The sequence below is a fragment of the Streptomyces sp. V4I23 genome (genome assembly GCF_030817975.1).
Lineage (GTDB): Bacteria > Actinomycetota > Actinomycetes > Streptomycetales > Streptomycetaceae > Streptomyces.
Genome location: NZ_JAUSZW010000004.1, coordinates 3,520,414 through 3,536,235 on the forward strand (window position 1 = coordinate 3,520,414; position 15,822 = coordinate 3,536,235).

Sequence of the window (15,822 nt, forward strand, 5' to 3'; positions counted from 1 at the left end):
GACGATTTCTCGTCACGATGCTACGCCAGCGTTTCCGCCGCCCCCGCGGTTGTCCACAGGCTGTGGGCGATGATCGGACCCTGACGGATACGAGCGAGCACAACGAGCACGGCGAGCGGCGGCGCAGACTGGCCGCGTGGCGCACGTCGGAGCGCGTGCTGTGGCGGACGTCCGCCGAACTGCGCGTGAGGGACGGCCTTGCGGCGCTCGCCTCGGGCGCCGCCGACGTCTACGACCCCGACGAGCCCGTCGACATGTACGGCGACGGGATCGTGGCGGAGCTGGAGCGGCGCACGGCCGCCCTGCTGGGCCTTCCGGCGGTGGTGTACTTCCCGACCGGGACGATGGCGCAGCAGGTGGCCCTGCGCTGCTGGGCCGCCGCACCGGCAACCACGCGGTGGCGCTGCATCCGCAGGCGCATCCCAAGGTGCACAAGCGCTCGGCGCTCTCCGTGGTCAGCGGCCTGCGCACGATCCATCCGACGAACCGGCCGCGGCTGCCGACGGCCGACGAGGTGGCCGAGTGCGACGAGCCCTTCGGCACGCTGATGCTCGAACTGCCGCTGCGGGACGCGGGTTTCGTGCTGCCGTCTCGTGGGACGACCTGGTCGCCGTCGTGGAGGCGGCGCGCGCACGTGATGCGGTGGTGCACTTCGACGGCGCGCGTCTGTGGGAATGCGCCCCTCACTTCGGCCGCCCGCTGGACGAGATCGCGGCGCTCGCGGACAGTGTGTACGTCTCCTTCTACAAGTCCCTGGGCGGCATGGCGGGTGCCGTGCTCGCGGGGCCCGAGTCGCTCGCGGACGAGGCACGCGCCTGGCGCCACCGGTACGGCGGCCAGGTGTTCCAGCAGTATCCGGCGGTGCTGTCGGCCCTCATCGGGGTGCTGCGCCAGGTCCTCCCGCCGCAGCCGTCCCGCGATGCCTGCGCGGTACGGCGCTCAGACCTGTCCGCCGCCGCCCGCGCGCACGAGGCCCGTCTCGTACGCCAGCACCACGACCTGCACCCGGTCGCGCAGGCCGAGCTTGGTGAGGATGCGGCCCACATGGGTTTTCACGGTGGCCTCCGAGAGCACCAGCCGGGCCGCGATCTCGCCGTTCGACAGGCCCTGCGCGACCAGCATCATGACCTCGCGCTCACGGTCGGTGAGACGCTGCAGCTCCTTGTGCTGCGGCTCCGCGCCGGAGCTCGGCAGCATCGGCGAGAACCGGTCGAGCAGCCGGCGCGTGGTGGACGGCGCGACGACCGCGTCGCCGCTGTGCACGGAGCGGATGGCGCCGAGCAGTTCGCCCGGCGGTACGTCCTTGAGCATGAAGCCGCTGGCACCTGCCTTGAGTCCGGAGAAGGCGTACTCGTCGAGGTCGAAGGTGGTCAGGATCAGCACCTTCGGCGCGTTCGGCTCGGCGCAGATGCGGCGGGTGGCCTCGACACCGTCGAGGCGCGGCATGCGGACGTCCATCAGGACGACGTCCACGGCGGTGGAACGCAGGTTCTCGATCGCCTCCGCGCCGTCCCCGGCCTCGGCGACGACCTCCATGTCCGGCTGGGCGGCGAGCACCATGCGGAATCCGGTGCGCAGGAGCACCTGGTCGTCGACGAGCATCACTCGGATGGGCAGCACGGTCGGCTCCTCGGCCTGTAGGGGGCTGTAGGGGGCTGGTCAGTGGGCGGGCTTGAGCGGCAGCAGAGCACTGATCCGGAAGCCGCCGCCCGGCCGCGGCCCGGCGTCCAGCGTGCCGCCGACCATACCGACGCGCTCCCGCATGCCGATCAGTCCGTGGCCGCGGCCGTCAGCGCCGCCGTCCTCGTACAGCTCGTGCGACGAGCCGCGCCCGTCGTCCTCGACGAGCAGGCCGAGCCCGTCGTCGAAGTAGACGAGCCGCACGCTGGCGCCTGCCTCCGGGCCGCCGTGCTTGCGGGTGTTGGTGAGGGCTTCCTGCACGATGCGGTACGCGGTGAGCTCGACACCGCTCGGCAGCGGCCGCGGCGTGCCCTCGATCTTGAAGTCGACGGTCAGCCCGGCGGTGCGGACCTGTTCGACCAGTTCCTGGATCTGCTCGACGTCCGGTTGCGGCACGTATTCGCCGCTCTCCGGGCCGTCCCCGGTGCGCAGCACACCGAGCAGCCGCCGCATCTCGGCGAGCGCCTGCCTGCCGGTGGAGGAAATGGTCTCCAGCGCCTGCTTGGCCTGATCGGGCGCCGCGTCGAGCACGTAGGCGGCGCCGTCCGCCTGGACCACCATGACGGAGACGTTGTGGGCGACGACGTCGTGGAGCTCTCGGGCGATACGGGCGCGTTCGGCAGCGACGGCGACCTTCGCCTGCGCCTCGCGCTCCTTCTCGAGCCGGGTCGCCCGCTCCTCGAGCTGCGCGAAGTACGCGCGCCGGGTGCGTATCGAGTCGCCGAGGACCCAGGCGAGGGCGAACGGCAGGCTCATGACCACGGTGACGAAGATCCGGCCGAGGGTGCCCTGCTCCTCCGCGGGCCAGCGGATCTGCGCCAGCGTGGCGGCGGACAGGCCGCCGACCAGGGCGAGCCGGGAGGCCCAGCGCGGACCGTCGTGCGCGGCGACCGTGTAGATGATGACCATCATCGCGAAGTCGGCCGGGTTGACCTCGACGTCCAGCACCAGCTGCGCGACGCCCGCGAGCGCCGCGAGGACCAGCATCTTCTCCGGCATATGGCGGCGCAGCGCGACCACGACGCTCAGCACCAGGACGACCCCGACCGCCGTGATCCGGGGCCCCGCGCCTACGGGTTCCTGGACAGCCCACATCATGGCGAACCCGAAGAGCACGACGGCCCAGAAGCAGTCGACGCCCGTCGGGTGTCTGCGGAGGAAGTCGTAGAGGCGCTGCACGTGACCAAGCGTAAGGAAGGGAGATAGGTGCCGGAGTCAACCGGAGGGGCGATCCGGTAGACGAAGGCGTACTCCGCAAGGTGGAGACTGGTGCGCGTGACGTATGAGACCTCTGCCGGGCCCCCTGCCGTGGGCTCCGGCCTGCGCGGGTGGCGGGCCGCGACCGAGGCCGCGCTCTACGGGCCGGACGGCTTCTACCTGCGGCCGGAAGGCCCCGCCGGGCACTTCCGTACGTCCGTGCACGCCTCCCCGCTGTTCGCCTCGGCCGTCGCGCGGCTGCTGCTCGACGTGGCGGACGCGTACGGGATCGACGAGCCCGCGCTCGTGGACATGGGCGCGGGCCGCGGCGAACTGCTCACCGGCGTGCTGGCCGCTCTGCCCCCCGGCTACCCGGTGCGCGCCTGCGCCGTGGAGCGGGCTGCGCGGCCCGCCGGGCTCGATCCGCGCATCGCGTGGACGGACACGCCCCCGGACGGGGTGTGCGGGCTGCTGTTCGCGAACGAGTGGCTGGACAACGTCCCCGTCGACGTCGCCGAGGCGGACGAGCAGGGCACGGTGCGCCGGGTGCTGGTGGACTCCACCGGGGAGGAACGGCTCGGCGACGAGGTCGACGGCGACGACGCCGCGTGGCTGGCCCGCTGGTGGCCGCTGACGGAGCCGGGGTCCCGGGCGGAGATCGGCAGGCCGCGCGACGAGGCGTGGGCGCGGGCGTCCGGCCGGGTGGCGTCGGGCCTCGCGGTGGCCGTCGACTACGCGCACACGGCCGGCGCCCGACCGCCCTTCGGCACGCTGACGGGCTTCCGGGACGGCCGGGAGGTGCGCCCGGTCCCGGACGGCAGCTGCGACATCACGGCCCATGTGGCGCTGGACGCGTGCGCCGCCGCGGTCCCGGCGGCCCGGCTGATGACGCAGCGCGAGGCCCTGAACCGGCTGGGCGTGACGGCCGGGCGGCCGCCGCTGGCCCTGGCGTCGTCCGACCCCGCGGCGTACGTCCGCGCCCTGTCGCGGACCGGCGAGGCGGCGGAGCTGACGGCGCGGGGCGGCCTGGGCGACTTCGCCTGGCTGGTGCGGCGGATCGAGCCGGGGCGGCCCGGCGGGCCTCTGTCAGACTGGTGCGCATGACGGAGACCACGGTCGGCATCGGCGGAGCGGCGGAGAGCACCGACATGGTGCTCAACATCGGTCCCCAGCATCCCTCCACCCACGGTGTGCTGCGGCTGCGCCTCGTGCTGGACGGCGAGCGCATCCGGCACGCGGAGCCGGTCGTCGGCTACATGCACCGCGGCGCCGAGAAGCTCTTCGAGGCACGCGACTACCGCCAGATCGTGGTGCTCGCCAACCGCCACGACTGGCTCTCCGCCTTCTCCAACGAGCTCGGCGTGGTGATGGCCGTCGAGCGCATGCTCGGCATGGAGGTGCCGGAGCGCGCGGTGTGGACCCGCACGCTGCTCGCCGAGCTCAACCGGGTCCTCAACCACCTGATGTTCCTCGGGTCGTATCCGCTCGAACTGGGCGGAATCACCCCGGTGTTCCACGCCTTCCGCGAGCGGGAGGAGTTCCAGCACGTCATGGAGGAGATCTCCGGCGGCCGGATGCACTACATGTTCAACCGCGTCGGCGGCCTCAAGGAGGACCTGCCCGCCGGCTGGCTCGGCCGGGTCCGGCACACGGTGGCCGACGTCCGTTCGCGGATGGACGTCTACGACCGGCTGGTCCTCGGCAACGAGATCTTCCGCGGCCGCACCCGCGGCGTGGGCGTCCTGTCGGCGGAGGCCGTGCACGCGTACGGGGTGAGCGGACCCATCGCCCGGGCGTCGGGCGTCGACTTCGACCTGCGCCGGGACGAGCCGTACCTCGCGTACGGGGAGCTTCAGGACACCCTCACGGTCGTCACCCGCACCGACGGCGACTGCCTGGCCCGCTTCGAGGTGCTGCTGGAGCAGACGCACAACGCGCTGGACCTGGCGGACGCCTGCCTCGACCGGATCGCCGAGCTGCCGCCGGGCCCGATCAACCAGCGCCTGCCCAAGGTGCTCAAGGCGCCCGAGGGCCACACCTACGCCTGGACCGAGAACCCGCTCGGCATCAACGGCTACTACCTGGTGTCCAAGGGCGAGAAGACGCCGTACCGGCTCAAGCTCCGCTCGGCGTCGTACAACAACATCCAGGCGCTGGCCGTGCTGCTGCCGGGGACGCTCGTCGCCGACATGGTGGCGATCCTCGGATCGCTGTTCTTCGTCGTCGGCGACATCGACAAGTAGACGCGGAAGGCCGCCCTGCGCGGGCGGCCTTCCGATCGGGTCTTTCCTCGTCGCTACGAGACGGCGTTGCGCAGGTGGGCCACGTCCAGCTGCTCCGTCTCGTCGTGGGCGGTCAGGTCGATGACCTTGCCGATCGCGCGGGGGTCCTTCATACGCACGGCCGCGAGGGCCTCTTCGCCCACCACGTCGGCCAGGTCCTCGTGCTGCACGGCCTCGATCGCCTTCTGTGCGGGCTGCGGGTCCGCCGGCGCGGAGCCGGTGCCGGCCCCCGTGCCGAAGAAGTCGAAGCCGCCCTCGGGGCGCTTGGCGCGCGCACGCTCGGCGCCGTAGGGGACGATCGCCGACGCGGCGGGCACGGGACGGCGCGCGGGCAGGGCGGACGCCGGACGGGCGTGCTGCCCGGCCCCGGCGCCCGCCACGTGCTTCCCCTGCGGTTCGTCCGCCTCCTGGGACCGCTCGGCCAGATCCCGGGCGCGCGCCTCCTCGACGGTGCGCCTGGCCTCCTGGGCCGCGGCGTTGCGCGACAGCTCGTCCAGCGCCTTGGCGGCCCGCAGGTACGTGGCCGGGGTGGGCGTCGAACCGGCCGGGGGCAGGGCCTTCGAGGGCGCGGCCGCCTCGATCGCGAGCTGCCTGCGGCCCTCCAGGGCGCTGGCCCGCTCCGTCTCGGCGTTCGCGTACCGCCGCAGCAGGGCGGCGTGTTCGCCGCGGAGCCCGGCCAGCTCGACCCGCTTGGCACGCAGCTTGGCATCGAGCTTGATGCGCAGTTCGCGCGACTCCTCGATGTCCGCCTCGAGCTCCGCTATGCGCTCCTCGGTCTTCCACTGGTCGCCGGCGCGGGCGCGCGTGAGCTCCGCGACCCGGCGGCCGGCGCTCCGGTCCCAACTGCGCATGAGGACCGCACCGGTGACGGCGGCGGCAGCGGCGGCCGCCACCAGGATGCGCAGCACGACGGCATCCCCGACGAGCCACGCGCCGGCGGCGCACAGTACCGACGCTCCGGCCACGGCCGAGGGCGGCAGCAGTTTGTGCAGGGGCGGGGAATGGCGGTGGCGTCCACGTGGCATGGCCCGAAATTTACCGTGCGTAGGCGGGGAATGGGGTGTCGGCCCGGCAAATCTCTGGACGAGAACTCCGGGCCGGCACGCCTCTACTTCTCGATCAGCCCCTTCGACAGGAGATAGTCCTTCGCGGCGTCCTCGGGCTTCGCGCGCTCGGCGTCCACCGCGCGGTTCAACTCGGCGAGATCCGCGGTGGTCAGCACCTCGGTGAGATCACCAAGGACTTCGGCGATCTCCTTGTCCCCGGCGTCCCGCGCATTGACCAGCGGAAGGACGTTGTCGGCGTTCTGGAGCTTCTTGTCGTCCTCCAGCAGGACGAGGCCGAAGCTTTCCAGCGTGGCGTCGGTGGTGGTGGTCAGGACGAGCTGGTCCTCACCGTCCTTGACGGCCTGCTTGGCCTGCGGCGTCCCGACCCCCTTGGGGTCCACGCCGGCGACGTCGATTCCGTACGTCTTCTTCAGACCGGGGGCGCAGAAAGGCCGGACCTCGCACTCGTCACCCGCCGCGATCTTCACCTTCAGCTTCGACTTCCCAAGATCCGAAAGCGTCTTGAGCTTGTTCTTCTCGGCGAATTCCCGGGAGACCGCGAACGCGTTCTGGTCGACGGCCTCGCCCGCGTCGAGCACCTTCAGTCCGCGCGGCTCGGCGAGCTCGGTGAGCGCGGCGACGGTGGCGCCGACATCGCTGGAGGCGACGGGCTTCTCCTCCGGCGCCTTCGGACCGTTCACCTTCGCGTTGAGGAATTCCGCGACGGTGGCCGCGTATTCCGGTACGACGTCGATCTCGCCCTTCTCCAGGGACGGTTCGTACAGCTCGCGGTTCTTCACCGTGGTGACCGACGTCTCGTATCCCGCGTCGGCCAGCAGCTGGGCGTAGAGCTCGGCGAGCACCTTGGACTCGGTGAAGGCCGCCGCGCCCACGACGAGCGTGCCCTTCTCCCTGGATCCGCCGGCCGATGCGGCGCTGTCCTTCTCCTGCTCCAGGCTTTCGCCGCCGCACGCGGCAAGAGAACCCACGAGGGCCACCACACCGAGTACCGCGCCCGCGACGCGCGAGGTCTTGCTCATCAGGTTCTCCGTCCATGCGACCGACACATCGAAAAAGGGTCCTTCCGCTCCCGCCGTATCAGCGGGCCGACGCCGTCGCGGCCCTGCGCAGCGGGTTCAGCAGCCGGTCGGCGGCGACCAGCAGCCCCTCCACGAGGAGCGCGAGCACGGCGGCGAGCAGCGCGCCCGCGACGACCTGCGCGGTGTTGTACGTGTTGAAGCCGGCGGTGATGATCCGGCCCAGGCCGCCCTGGCCCACCATCGAGGCGATCGTCGCCGTGGCCACCACCTGGACGGCGGCCGACCGCAGCCCGGTCATCAGCAGGGGGTAGGCGAGGGGCAGCTCCACCCGGAGGAAGAGCTGGCCGCCCGACATGCCCATCCCCCGCGCGGCCTCGACCACCGCCCGGTCCACCTCCCGCATCCCCACGTACGCGTTGGTCAGCAGCGGGGGCACGGCGAACAGCACCAGCGCGATGATCGTCGGCAGGTAGCCGGCGCTGCGCAGCGGCGTGAGCATGAAGAGCGCGAGGACGGCGAAGACAGGGATCGCCCGGCCCGCGTTCGAGATGTTGACCGCCAGGGCGCCGCCCTTGCCGATGTGCCCCAGCCACAGGGCCACCGGGAGGGCGATCGCGCAGGCCAGGGCGAGCGCCACACCGCTGACGTACACATGCTCGCCGAGCCGGTGCCAGGCACCGCTCTCGCCCGACCAGTTGGCCCCCGTGGTGAGCCAGGTCCACGCGTCGGCCGGCACAGCCATCAGACCCTCGCCTCCGCCGCGCGCACGCGGGTCCAGGGGGTGAGCAGCCGCTGCGCTCCGAGCAGCAGCAGGTCCGCGAGCGCCGCCAGCAGCACGCACAGCACGGACGCGGTCAGCACCTGCGCCTTGAAGGTGGTCTGCACCCCGTCGTCTATGAGATTGCCCAGGCCGCCCTTGCCGACGAGGGCGCCGACCGTGGTCAGCGCGACCGTCGACACCGTGGCGATGCGCACGCCCGCCATCAACGCGGGGAGCGCCAGGGGCAGTTCCACCTCCCACAGCAGGCGGACCGGTCCGTAACCCATGCCGCGGGCGGCCTCACGCGCCTCGGCGGGCACCGCCCGGAGCCCGGCCAGGATGTTCCGTACGAGGATGGTGAGGGAGTAGAGCACGAGGCCCGTCACGACCAGTGCGGCGGACAGCCCGAAGAAGGGCAGCAGCAGCGAGAACATCGCGAGCGACGGGATCGTGTAGAGCAGGGTCGTCAGGCCGAGGACCGGTCCGGCGAACCGCGGCCGGGCGCGCACGAGCAGCGCGAGGGGCAGCGCCACCGCGAGTCCGATCAGCACCGAGGCCACGGTGATCCAGACGTGCTGGACCGTCGCGTCCGTCAGCTCCTCGCTGCGGCTGCGCAGATACTCCGCGCAGAACCAGTCGTTCGCCGCGAGGCAGCTGCTCGCGGCCCGCTCCGCACTCATCCCTCCCCAGCCTCCCCCGGAACGCCGGATCAATGCCGGCGGTCCACGGATTCGACCCTAACCCCCGCCACTGACAATCGCCGGGGACCGGCACATTGCCGCAACATGGCTTTCACACATGCGCCGTCACAATGGGGAGCCATGATCCGTTTCGACAACGTCACCAAGCGGTATGCCGACGGCACGACCGCCGTGGACGACCTCTCCTTCGAGGTCGCCGAGGGTGAACTGGTCACGCTGGTCGGTCCCTCGGGCTGCGGCAAGACGACCACGATGAAGATGGTCAACCGCCTCATCGAGCCGAGCAGCGGCCGCATCTGGGTGGGCGGACAGGACATCTCCACCGTCGACCCCGTCGCGCTGCGGCGCCGCATCGGTTACGTGATCCAGCAGGTGGGCCTCTTCCCGCACCGGACCGTCCTCGACAACACGGCCACCGTTCCCCACCTGCTCGGCGCCGGCCGCGCCAAGGCCCGTGCGCGCGCCGCCGAACTGCTCGACCTCGTCGGCCTCGACCCGTCCGTCCACGGCGACCGCTACCCCGAGCAGCTGTCCGGGGGCCAGCGCCAGCGCGTCGGCGTCGCCCGCGCGCTCGCCGCCGACCCGCCCGTGCTGCTGATGGACGAGCCCTTCGGCGCGGTCGACCCCGTGGTGCGCGAGCACCTGCAGAACGAGTTCCTCAGGCTCCAGTCGCAGGTGCGCAAGACGGTCCTGTTCGTCACGCACGACATCGAGGAGGCCGTACGGCTCGGGGACCGCATCGCCGTCTACGGTCAGGGCAGGATCGAGCAGTTCGACGCTCCCGCCACCGTGCTGGGCGCGCCCGCCAACGACTACGTGGCCGACTTCGTCGGCGCCGACCGGGGGCTCAAGCGACTGTCGGTCACCCCCATCGAGGAGGGCGATCTGGAGCAGCCTCCCGTGGTGCACCTGGGCGATCCGCTCCCCCGCGAACTCGGCTCGCGCTGGGCCGTGGTCCTGGACGGGGCGGACAACCTGCACGGCTGGATCTCCGCCGAACAGGCACGGCGCAGCGGTTCGGTGCGCGAGCACGCCCGTCGCATGGAGGCGTGGCTGCCGGTCGGCGCCTCGCTCAAGCAGGCGTTCGCCACGATGCTCCAGCACGACGCGGGCTGGATCGCGGTGATCGACAAGGAGGAGACCGGCCGCTTCCTCGGGGTGCTGACACCGGCCCGGCTGCACGAGGCGCTGCGCCGCTCGATCGACGCGGACGCCCACGACATCGCGCGCGCGGACGTCACCCTTGAGTCGATCGGCACGGTTCCGCCGCCGCTGTCCGTGGACAAGCCCTGACGGCGGCGGGCCGCGGGGCGCGTCGCGCGGGGGTCACGTCGCGCTGAGCCGTCCGCTCAGCCACTCCAGGGCCGGCGGGATCTCCCGCCGCCACGTGTTGAAGTTGTGACCGCCGCTGTCGAGCACGATCGACGACACCCGCGCGGGCGCCTTGACCTTCTCGATGAAGGCGAGGGTCCCCTTCAGGTTGCCCTCGCCCTGCCGGGACGAGGTGACCAGGAACGACGACCTGCCCTGCGGCAGATGGTCCAGGCTCCACAGCAGGTCGGCCCGCTTCCTCGCCCGGTCGTCACCATGGAAGAGGTCGCCTGTGGTCGGGTCCTCCGCGGCCTTGTAGTACGCGGACAGGCCGGCGCCCGCCGCGAACTGCCCGGGATGGTGCAGCGCGATCTTCAGGGCGCAGTAGCCGCCCGTGGAGTTGCCGATGAAGCCCCAGTTCCGCGGGGCCGTGCCCACCCGGTAGGTCTCCGAGACCGCCTTCGGCAGGTCCGTCGCGAAGAACGTCTCGGCCTTCGGCCCGCCCGGCACGTCCACGCACTCGGTGTCCCTCGGCGGCGCGACGGTCGGCCGCAGCATCACCAGGATCATCGGCTGCATCCGGCCCTGTCCGGCCAACCGGTGTGCCGTGGCGGGGTACTTGAGTCCCTTGATCAGGTTCTCGGCCGTGCCCGGGTAGCCGGTGAGCACGACGGCCGCGGGGAAGGTGCGCTTCCGGTGCCTCTCCTGGAAATACTCCGGCGGCAGGTAGACGTACGCGGGGCTGTCGATCCCCGACGTCGCGCCCGACACGACGACCTTCTGGATCTGGCCGCCCGTCACCGCGCGGGATCCGCCCGGCACGTCGGGCGCTCGTCTGTCGACGACCTCGATGCTGCTGCCCGCCGCGTGGTCCTCGACCACGCCCGTCTCCTGCTCCTGCCCGAAGAGGTCGGCCCAGGAGCCGTAGAAGAGGAAGGAGTTGTTGGCCGCGAGGGCGACGGCGGCGAAGAGCGCCAGCTGCGTGGCGAGCAGCAGCCCGATCCGCCCGGCCACCGGACGCAGCCCCCTGCGGGCCAGCCTGGGCCACAGCCACACGGTGGCGGCGAACAGCAGCACGGCTGCGGCTATGGCCAAGGCCAGGACTTTGTTGCTGGTCAGACCCATGGTGGCGAGTGCTTTCTGCTACGGGCCGGCGTCGGTGATCCGCGCCCGGCACGGGGCCGGTCGCCGAGAAATTCCCGGCGGCGGATGAACCCGCCTCCTGGAAGTGCCGTCCTAGAGAGCGCACATCGTCCGGGGCCGACCGACCTGTGGCCCGGACGCACGATCTCTCGCGGAGTCACGGGAAGCGATGTCTGCAACGGTAGATGGGGACAAATCAGCATTGGTTCCGAAACGGGCGACGCATCGGGCGATGAACCGGGTACGCCGCCTCCTGCGCGGGCCCCGCCCCGAGGCGGTACCCGCGCTCGTCGGCTCGGCCTGCACCCTCGTCGGCCTGATCGACATCGCGGCCGGGGTCTTCCCGCGGTTCCGGCACAGCAGGATGCACACCCTCGCCGAGGTGCTGCCCGGAGCCCTCGGCCCGTTCGCCGCCGCTCTCTCGCTCAGCACCGGAGTCCTGCTGCTCCTGCTGGCACACGGCATCAAACGCCACAAGCGGCGCGCCTGGCGGGCCGCGGTGATCCTCCTGCCGGCCGGGGCCGTCGCCCAGTTCGTCTACCGCCACTCCGTCGTCGGCGTCCTTCTCTCCCTGGGCCTGCTCACCCTCCTGCTGCGCCACCGGGGCGAGTTCGCCGCCCTTCCCGACCCCCGCAGCCGGTGGCGCGCACTGGCCAACTTCGTCGTGATGAGCGCCGGTTCGCTCGGCCTCGGACTGGTGATCGTGAGCGCCCACCCGGGCAGGATCGTCGGCAGCCCCGGCCTCACCGACCGCCTCGAACACGTCATGTACGGGCTGGCCGGCTTCGAGGGCCCGGTCGACTGGACAGGCAACGTCCCGTGGACCGTGGGCTACTCGCTCGGCTCGCTCGGCCTGCTGACCGCCGTCACCACGATCTATCTCGCCTTCCGTCCCGAGCACCCCGCCGCCCGCCTCGGCGCCGATGACGAACGCCGGCTGCGCGCCCTGCTGGCCACGCACGGCGGCCGCGACTCGCTCGGCCACTTCGCGCTCCGCCGCGACAAGGGCGTCGTCTTCTCGCCCAGCGGCAAGGCCGCCGTCTGCTACCGCGTCGTCTCCGGCGTGATGCTGGCCAGCGGCGACCCGATCGGCGACGTCGAGGCATGGCCGGGCGCCATCGAGCGCTTCATGGACGAGGCCAGGGCCCACTCCTGGACCCCCGCCGTCATGGGCTGCTCGGAGACCGGCGGCGAGGTCTGGACACGCGAGACCGGCCTCGACGCGCTGGAACTCGGGGACGAGGCGGTGGTGGACGTCGCGGATTTCTCCCTGACCGGGCGTGCGATGCGGAACGTACGCCAGATGGTCAAGCGCATCGAGCGAGGCGGCTACGAGACCCGCGTACGGCGCGCCCGTGACCTCACCGACGAGGAGCTGGAACGGATCCGCCGGGCCGCGGCCGACTGGCGCGGCACCGACACCGAGCGCGGCTTCTCGATGGCGCTCGGCCGGATAGGCGACCCGGCCGACGGCGACGCCGTGATCGCCACCGCCCACAAGGCCGATGAGCACGCCCCGTACGGCGATCTGAAGGCGATCATCCACTTCGTTCCCTGGGGGGACGACGGCATGTCCCTGGAGCTGATGCGCCGCGACCGCTCCGCCGATCCCGGCATGAACGAGCTGCTCATCGTCGCCGCCCTCCAGGCCGCCCCCGCCCTCGGCATCGAGCGGGTCTCCCTCAACTTCGCCATGTTCCGCTCGGCGCTCGCCCGCGGCGAGAAGATCGGCGCCGGCCCGGTGCTGCGACTGTGGCGCGGGCTGCTCGTCTTCCTCTCCCGCTGGTTCCAGATCGAGTCGCTGTACAAGTTCAACGCCAAGTTCCGGCCGCGCTGGGAACCGCGTTTCGTGGTTTTCCGCAGCACCCGCGACCTGCCCCGCATCGGCTTCGCCGCGATGCAGGCGGAGGGCTTCGTGAACCTCTCGCCGCCCCGCCCGTTCGCCCGCCGCCGCGCGGCACGCGAGCCACGCCCCTGCGCCCACCTCACCCGCCGCGCCGAACAGCACGAGATCCGCGCCGCCTGACCGCGCCCGAGTGCGCCCGGCGGATCGTGGCCGGGCCGGATGCCCGGCGACCGGCCCCCGCGACCGGCCCCGGCCACGATCCGCCGGGCAGGCCCTAGGCTGGCCACATGAGTACGTTGCGCGGACGGGGTACGGCCGACGGCCTGCCGGAGTGGGATCGCTGTGCGGTCATGGGGGTCGTCAATGTGACGCCCGACTCCTTCTCCGACGGAGGCCGCTGGTTCGACACCACGGCAGCGATCAAGCGCGGCCTGGACCTGGTCGCCCAGGGCGCCGACCTGGTCGACGTCGGCGGCGAGTCCACCAGGCCCGGAGCGACCCGCGTCGACGAGGCCGAGGAGCTGCGCCGGGTCGTCCCCGTCGTCCGCGGGCTCGCGGCCGAGGGCGTGGTCGTCTCCGTCGACACGATGCGCGCCTCCGTCGCCGAGCAGGCGATCGCCGCCGGGGCCGTCCTGGTCAACGACGTCAGCGGCGGTCTCGCCGACCCCCGCATGGTCCCCGCCGTCGCCGAGACCGGCGCCCCGTTCGTCGTCATGCACTGGCGCGGGTTCAGCGAGGACATGAACAGCCGCGCGGTGTACGGCGACGTCGTCGCCGAGGTGGTCGCAGAGCTGCGCGAGCGCATGGAGGCGGTCGTCGCGGGCGGCATCGCGCCCGAGCGCATCGTCGTCGACCCCGGTCTCGGCTTCGCCAAGGCGGCCGAGCACGACCTCGCGCTCGTGGCCCATCTCGACGAGCTGCGCGCCCTCGGCCGCCCGGTCCTGGTCGCCGCCTCCCGCAAGCGGTTCCTCGGCCGGGTGCTCGCCAAGGAGGGCGCGACGCCGCCGGCCAGGGAACGCGACGCGGCCACCGCCGCCGTCTCCGCCATCGCCGCCCACGAGGGCGCCTGGGCCGTACGGGTCCACGAGGTGCGGGCCACGGCCGACGCCGTGCGCGTCGCACGCGCCGTCGAGGGCGCCCGGTGAGCCCTACCGACACGGAGCTGGTCGAGAAGGCCAACACCGCCTTCTACGAGGCGATGGAGCAGGGCGACTTCGAGGAGCTGTCCACGCTCTGGCTGGACGAGGACATCTCCTGCGTCCACCCCGGGTGGCCCGTGCTCTCGGGACGCGGCGAGGTCCTGCGCTCGTACGCGCTGATCATGGCGAACACCGAGTACATCCAGTTCTTCCTGACCGACGTGAAGGTGAGCGTGGCCGGCGACACGGCGCTCGTCACCTGCACCGAGAACATCCTCAGCGGCGGTCCCGCCGAGGAGGCGGGCGAACTCGGGCCGCTCGTCGGCCAGCTGGTCGTCGCCACCAATGTGTTCCGCCGCACATCCGACGGTTGGAAGATCTGGTCACATCACGGTTCCCCCGTACTGACCGAAACCGAGGGCGAAGAGGACGAGGACAGCCCCTCGTAAGTGGGTAAGCGCCCCACAGGAGGTTCATGGCAGCCTCCCCCGGGTATACGCGGCTACCCCAAGCCCACGCGGTTCCCCCGGGCCCCGTGGGCAAGTCGTGTCGGTGCTCGCAGGTAGATTCGCATCCGGGTACCGCGCCATCCGCACGTGGCCGGGAGCCCGCATCCCGCTCGTACAGAAAGCAGGAGTGATTCGCGTGGATCGTGTCGCGCTGCGCGGCCTCAAGGCCCGCGGGCACCATGGCGTCTTCCCCCGGGAGCGGGAGGAGGGCCAGACCTTCATCGTCGACCTGGTGCTCGGCCTGGACACCCGCCCGGCGGCGGCCGACGACGACCTGGCGAAGACCGTGCACTACGGCGTGGTGGCGGAGGAGGTCGTCGCGGTCGTCGAGGGCGAGCCGGTCGACCTGATCGAGACACTGGCCGAGCGCATCGCCCAGCAGTGTCTGAAGCACGACGGCGTCGAGGAGGTCGAGGTGGTGGTGCACAAGCCGGACGCCCCGATCACGGTGCCCTTCGACGATGTGACCATCACGATCACCCGGAGCCGCGTATGACCAGGCCCACCCGTCACCCGGTCACCGCCCCCCAGGCAGCCGCTGCCCGGCGCGCGGTCCATGGCGACCCCACTGTGCAGCCGGTGCCCACCTCCGTGGTGGATCAGGTGGACGCCGCCGACATCACCCTGTCCAACCCCAAACAGGCGGTGATCTCGCTCGGCTCCAACCTGGGCAACCGCCTGGAGACCCTCCAGGGCGCGATCGACGCCCTCGAGGACACCCCGGGTCTGCGGGTCAAGGCGGTCTCCCCGGTGTACGAGACGGAGCCGTGGGGCGTCGAGCCCGGCAGCCAGCCGTCCTACTTCAACGCGGTGGTCGTGATCAAGACGACCCTGCCGCCGTCCTCGCTCCTGGAGCGCGGCCACGCCATCGAGGAGGCGTTCGACCGCGTCCGCGACGAGCGCTGGGGCCCGCGCACGATCGACGTCGACATCGTGGCGTACGCGGACGTCGTCTCCGACGACCCGGTCCTCACCCTCCCCCACCCGCGCGCACACCAGCGCGCCTTCGTGCTCGCCCCCTGGCACGACGTCCAGCCCGAGGCCCAGCTGCCGGGCCACGGCGCGGTCGCCGAACTGCTCGCGGGCATAGGCGTCGCCGGCGTGCAGCCCCGGGCCGACCTGGAACTGCGGCTGCCCGAGTAGTCGTTAGGCTCGTACGGGACGATCG

The 15,822-nt window shown here is 72.1% G+C and carries 15 protein-coding genes and 1 pseudogene; 9 read left to right on the forward strand and 7 right to left on the reverse strand.

Translation table 11 applies throughout. The features are described from left to right. Positions 1-17 precede the first annotated feature (17 nt). Positions 18-957, forward strand: a pseudogene (locus tag QFZ82_RS18150) (low specificity L-threonine aldolase); the annotation flags it as partial. Here the strand turns inward: QFZ82_RS18150 and QFZ82_RS18155 are convergent. Then, on the reverse strand, positions 940-1,617 hold the full coding sequence (locus QFZ82_RS18155; RefSeq protein ID WP_307717760.1) for a response regulator transcription factor: 678 nt from the start codon (positions 1,615-1,617) through the stop codon (positions 940-942). The pseudogene QFZ82_RS18150 and the gene QFZ82_RS18155 overlap by 18 nt on opposite strands. Before the next feature lie 42 nt (positions 1,618-1,659). Beyond that, positions 1,660-2,859: a sensor histidine kinase gene (locus tag QFZ82_RS18160; RefSeq protein ID WP_307714171.1), complete on the reverse strand. Its 1,200-nt coding sequence runs from the start codon at positions 2,857-2,859 to the stop codon at positions 1,660-1,662. 96 nt (positions 2,860-2,955) lie between these two features. On the opposite strand from QFZ82_RS18160, the gene QFZ82_RS18165 reads away from it, so the two are divergent. Together QFZ82_RS18165 and QFZ82_RS18170 are read left to right on the forward strand one after the other, a co-directional pair. After that, a complete protein-coding gene (locus QFZ82_RS18165; protein ID WP_307717761.1) occupies positions 2,956-3,981 on the forward strand; it encodes an SAM-dependent methyltransferase in 1,026 nt (341 codons plus the stop codon). Beyond that, entirely contained in the window at positions 3,978-5,120 is a 1,143-nt protein-coding gene (locus tag QFZ82_RS18170) for an NADH-quinone oxidoreductase subunit D (RefSeq protein ID WP_307714172.1), read from the forward strand. The genes QFZ82_RS18165 and QFZ82_RS18170 overlap by 4 nt, the downstream gene beginning before the upstream one ends. 53 nt (positions 5,121-5,173) lie before the next feature. Here QFZ82_RS18170 and QFZ82_RS18175 read toward each other — a convergent pair whose 3' ends face one another. The 4 genes from QFZ82_RS18175 to QFZ82_RS18190 form a co-directional block, all read right to left on the reverse strand. After that, positions 5,174-6,184: a hypothetical protein gene (locus tag QFZ82_RS18175; RefSeq protein WP_307714173.1), complete on the reverse strand. Its 1,011-nt coding sequence runs from the start codon at positions 6,182-6,184 to the stop codon at positions 5,174-5,176. Positions 6,185-6,267: 83 nt separating this feature from the next. After that, on the reverse strand, positions 6,268-7,245 hold the full coding sequence (locus QFZ82_RS18180; protein WP_307714174.1) for an ABC transporter substrate-binding protein: 978 nt from the start codon (positions 7,243-7,245) through the stop codon (positions 6,268-6,270). A gap of 58 nt (positions 7,246-7,303) precedes the next feature. Beyond that, positions 7,304-7,987, reverse strand: a complete 684-nt coding sequence (locus QFZ82_RS18185; protein ID WP_307714175.1) for an ABC transporter permease — start codon at positions 7,985-7,987, stop codon at positions 7,304-7,306. After that, positions 7,987-8,685, reverse strand: coding sequence for an ABC transporter permease (locus QFZ82_RS18190; RefSeq protein ID WP_307714176.1), 699 nt, complete (start codon positions 8,683-8,685; stop codon positions 7,987-7,989). Before QFZ82_RS18190 ends, QFZ82_RS18185 begins: the two co-directional genes overlap by 1 nt. Before the next feature lie 141 nt (positions 8,686-8,826). Here QFZ82_RS18190 and QFZ82_RS18195 point away from each other — a divergent pair, with 141 nt between their 5' ends. Next, on the forward strand, positions 8,827-9,999 hold the full coding sequence (locus tag QFZ82_RS18195; RefSeq protein WP_307714177.1) for an ABC transporter ATP-binding protein: 1,173 nt from the start codon (positions 8,827-8,829) through the stop codon (positions 9,997-9,999). A gap of 33 nt (positions 10,000-10,032) precedes the next feature. On the opposite strand, the gene QFZ82_RS18200 is transcribed toward QFZ82_RS18195, so the two are convergent. Continuing rightward, entirely contained in the window at positions 10,033-11,142 is a 1,110-nt protein-coding gene (locus QFZ82_RS18200; RefSeq protein WP_307714178.1) for an esterase family protein, read from the reverse strand. Positions 11,143-11,329: 187 nt separating this feature from the next. Between QFZ82_RS18200 and QFZ82_RS18205 the strand changes: the two genes are divergently transcribed. The 5 genes from QFZ82_RS18205 to folK all read left to right on the forward strand — a co-directional run bounded on the left by QFZ82_RS18205 (position 11,330) and on the right by folK (position 15,797). Beyond that, positions 11,330-13,186 carry a phosphatidylglycerol lysyltransferase domain-containing protein gene (locus QFZ82_RS18205; protein WP_307714179.1) on the forward strand — a complete coding sequence of 619 codons (1,857 nt, stop codon included), beginning with the start codon at positions 11,330-11,332 and terminating at the stop codon, positions 13,184-13,186. Between the two features lie 107 nt (positions 13,187-13,293). Then, positions 13,294-14,151 (forward strand): dihydropteroate synthase, encoded by an 858-nt coding sequence (gene folP, locus QFZ82_RS18210; RefSeq protein ID WP_307714180.1) that lies wholly within the window; start codon positions 13,294-13,296, stop codon positions 14,149-14,151. Next, a complete protein-coding gene (locus QFZ82_RS18215; RefSeq protein WP_307714181.1) occupies positions 14,148-14,594 on the forward strand; it encodes a nuclear transport factor 2 family protein in 447 nt (148 codons plus the stop codon). The genes folP and QFZ82_RS18215 overlap by 4 nt, the downstream gene beginning before the upstream one ends. Positions 14,595-14,790: 196 nt before the next feature. Beyond that, on the forward strand, positions 14,791-15,150 hold the full coding sequence (gene folB, locus QFZ82_RS18220) for a dihydroneopterin aldolase (RefSeq protein WP_177149541.1): 360 nt from the start codon (positions 14,791-14,793) through the stop codon (positions 15,148-15,150). After that, positions 15,147-15,797 (forward strand): 2-amino-4-hydroxy-6-hydroxymethyldihydropteridine diphosphokinase, encoded by a 651-nt coding sequence (folK, locus tag QFZ82_RS18225; RefSeq protein ID WP_307714182.1) that lies wholly within the window; start codon positions 15,147-15,149, stop codon positions 15,795-15,797. Before folB ends, folK begins: the two co-directional genes overlap by 4 nt. The last annotated feature ends 25 nt before the right edge of the window (positions 15,798-15,822 follow it).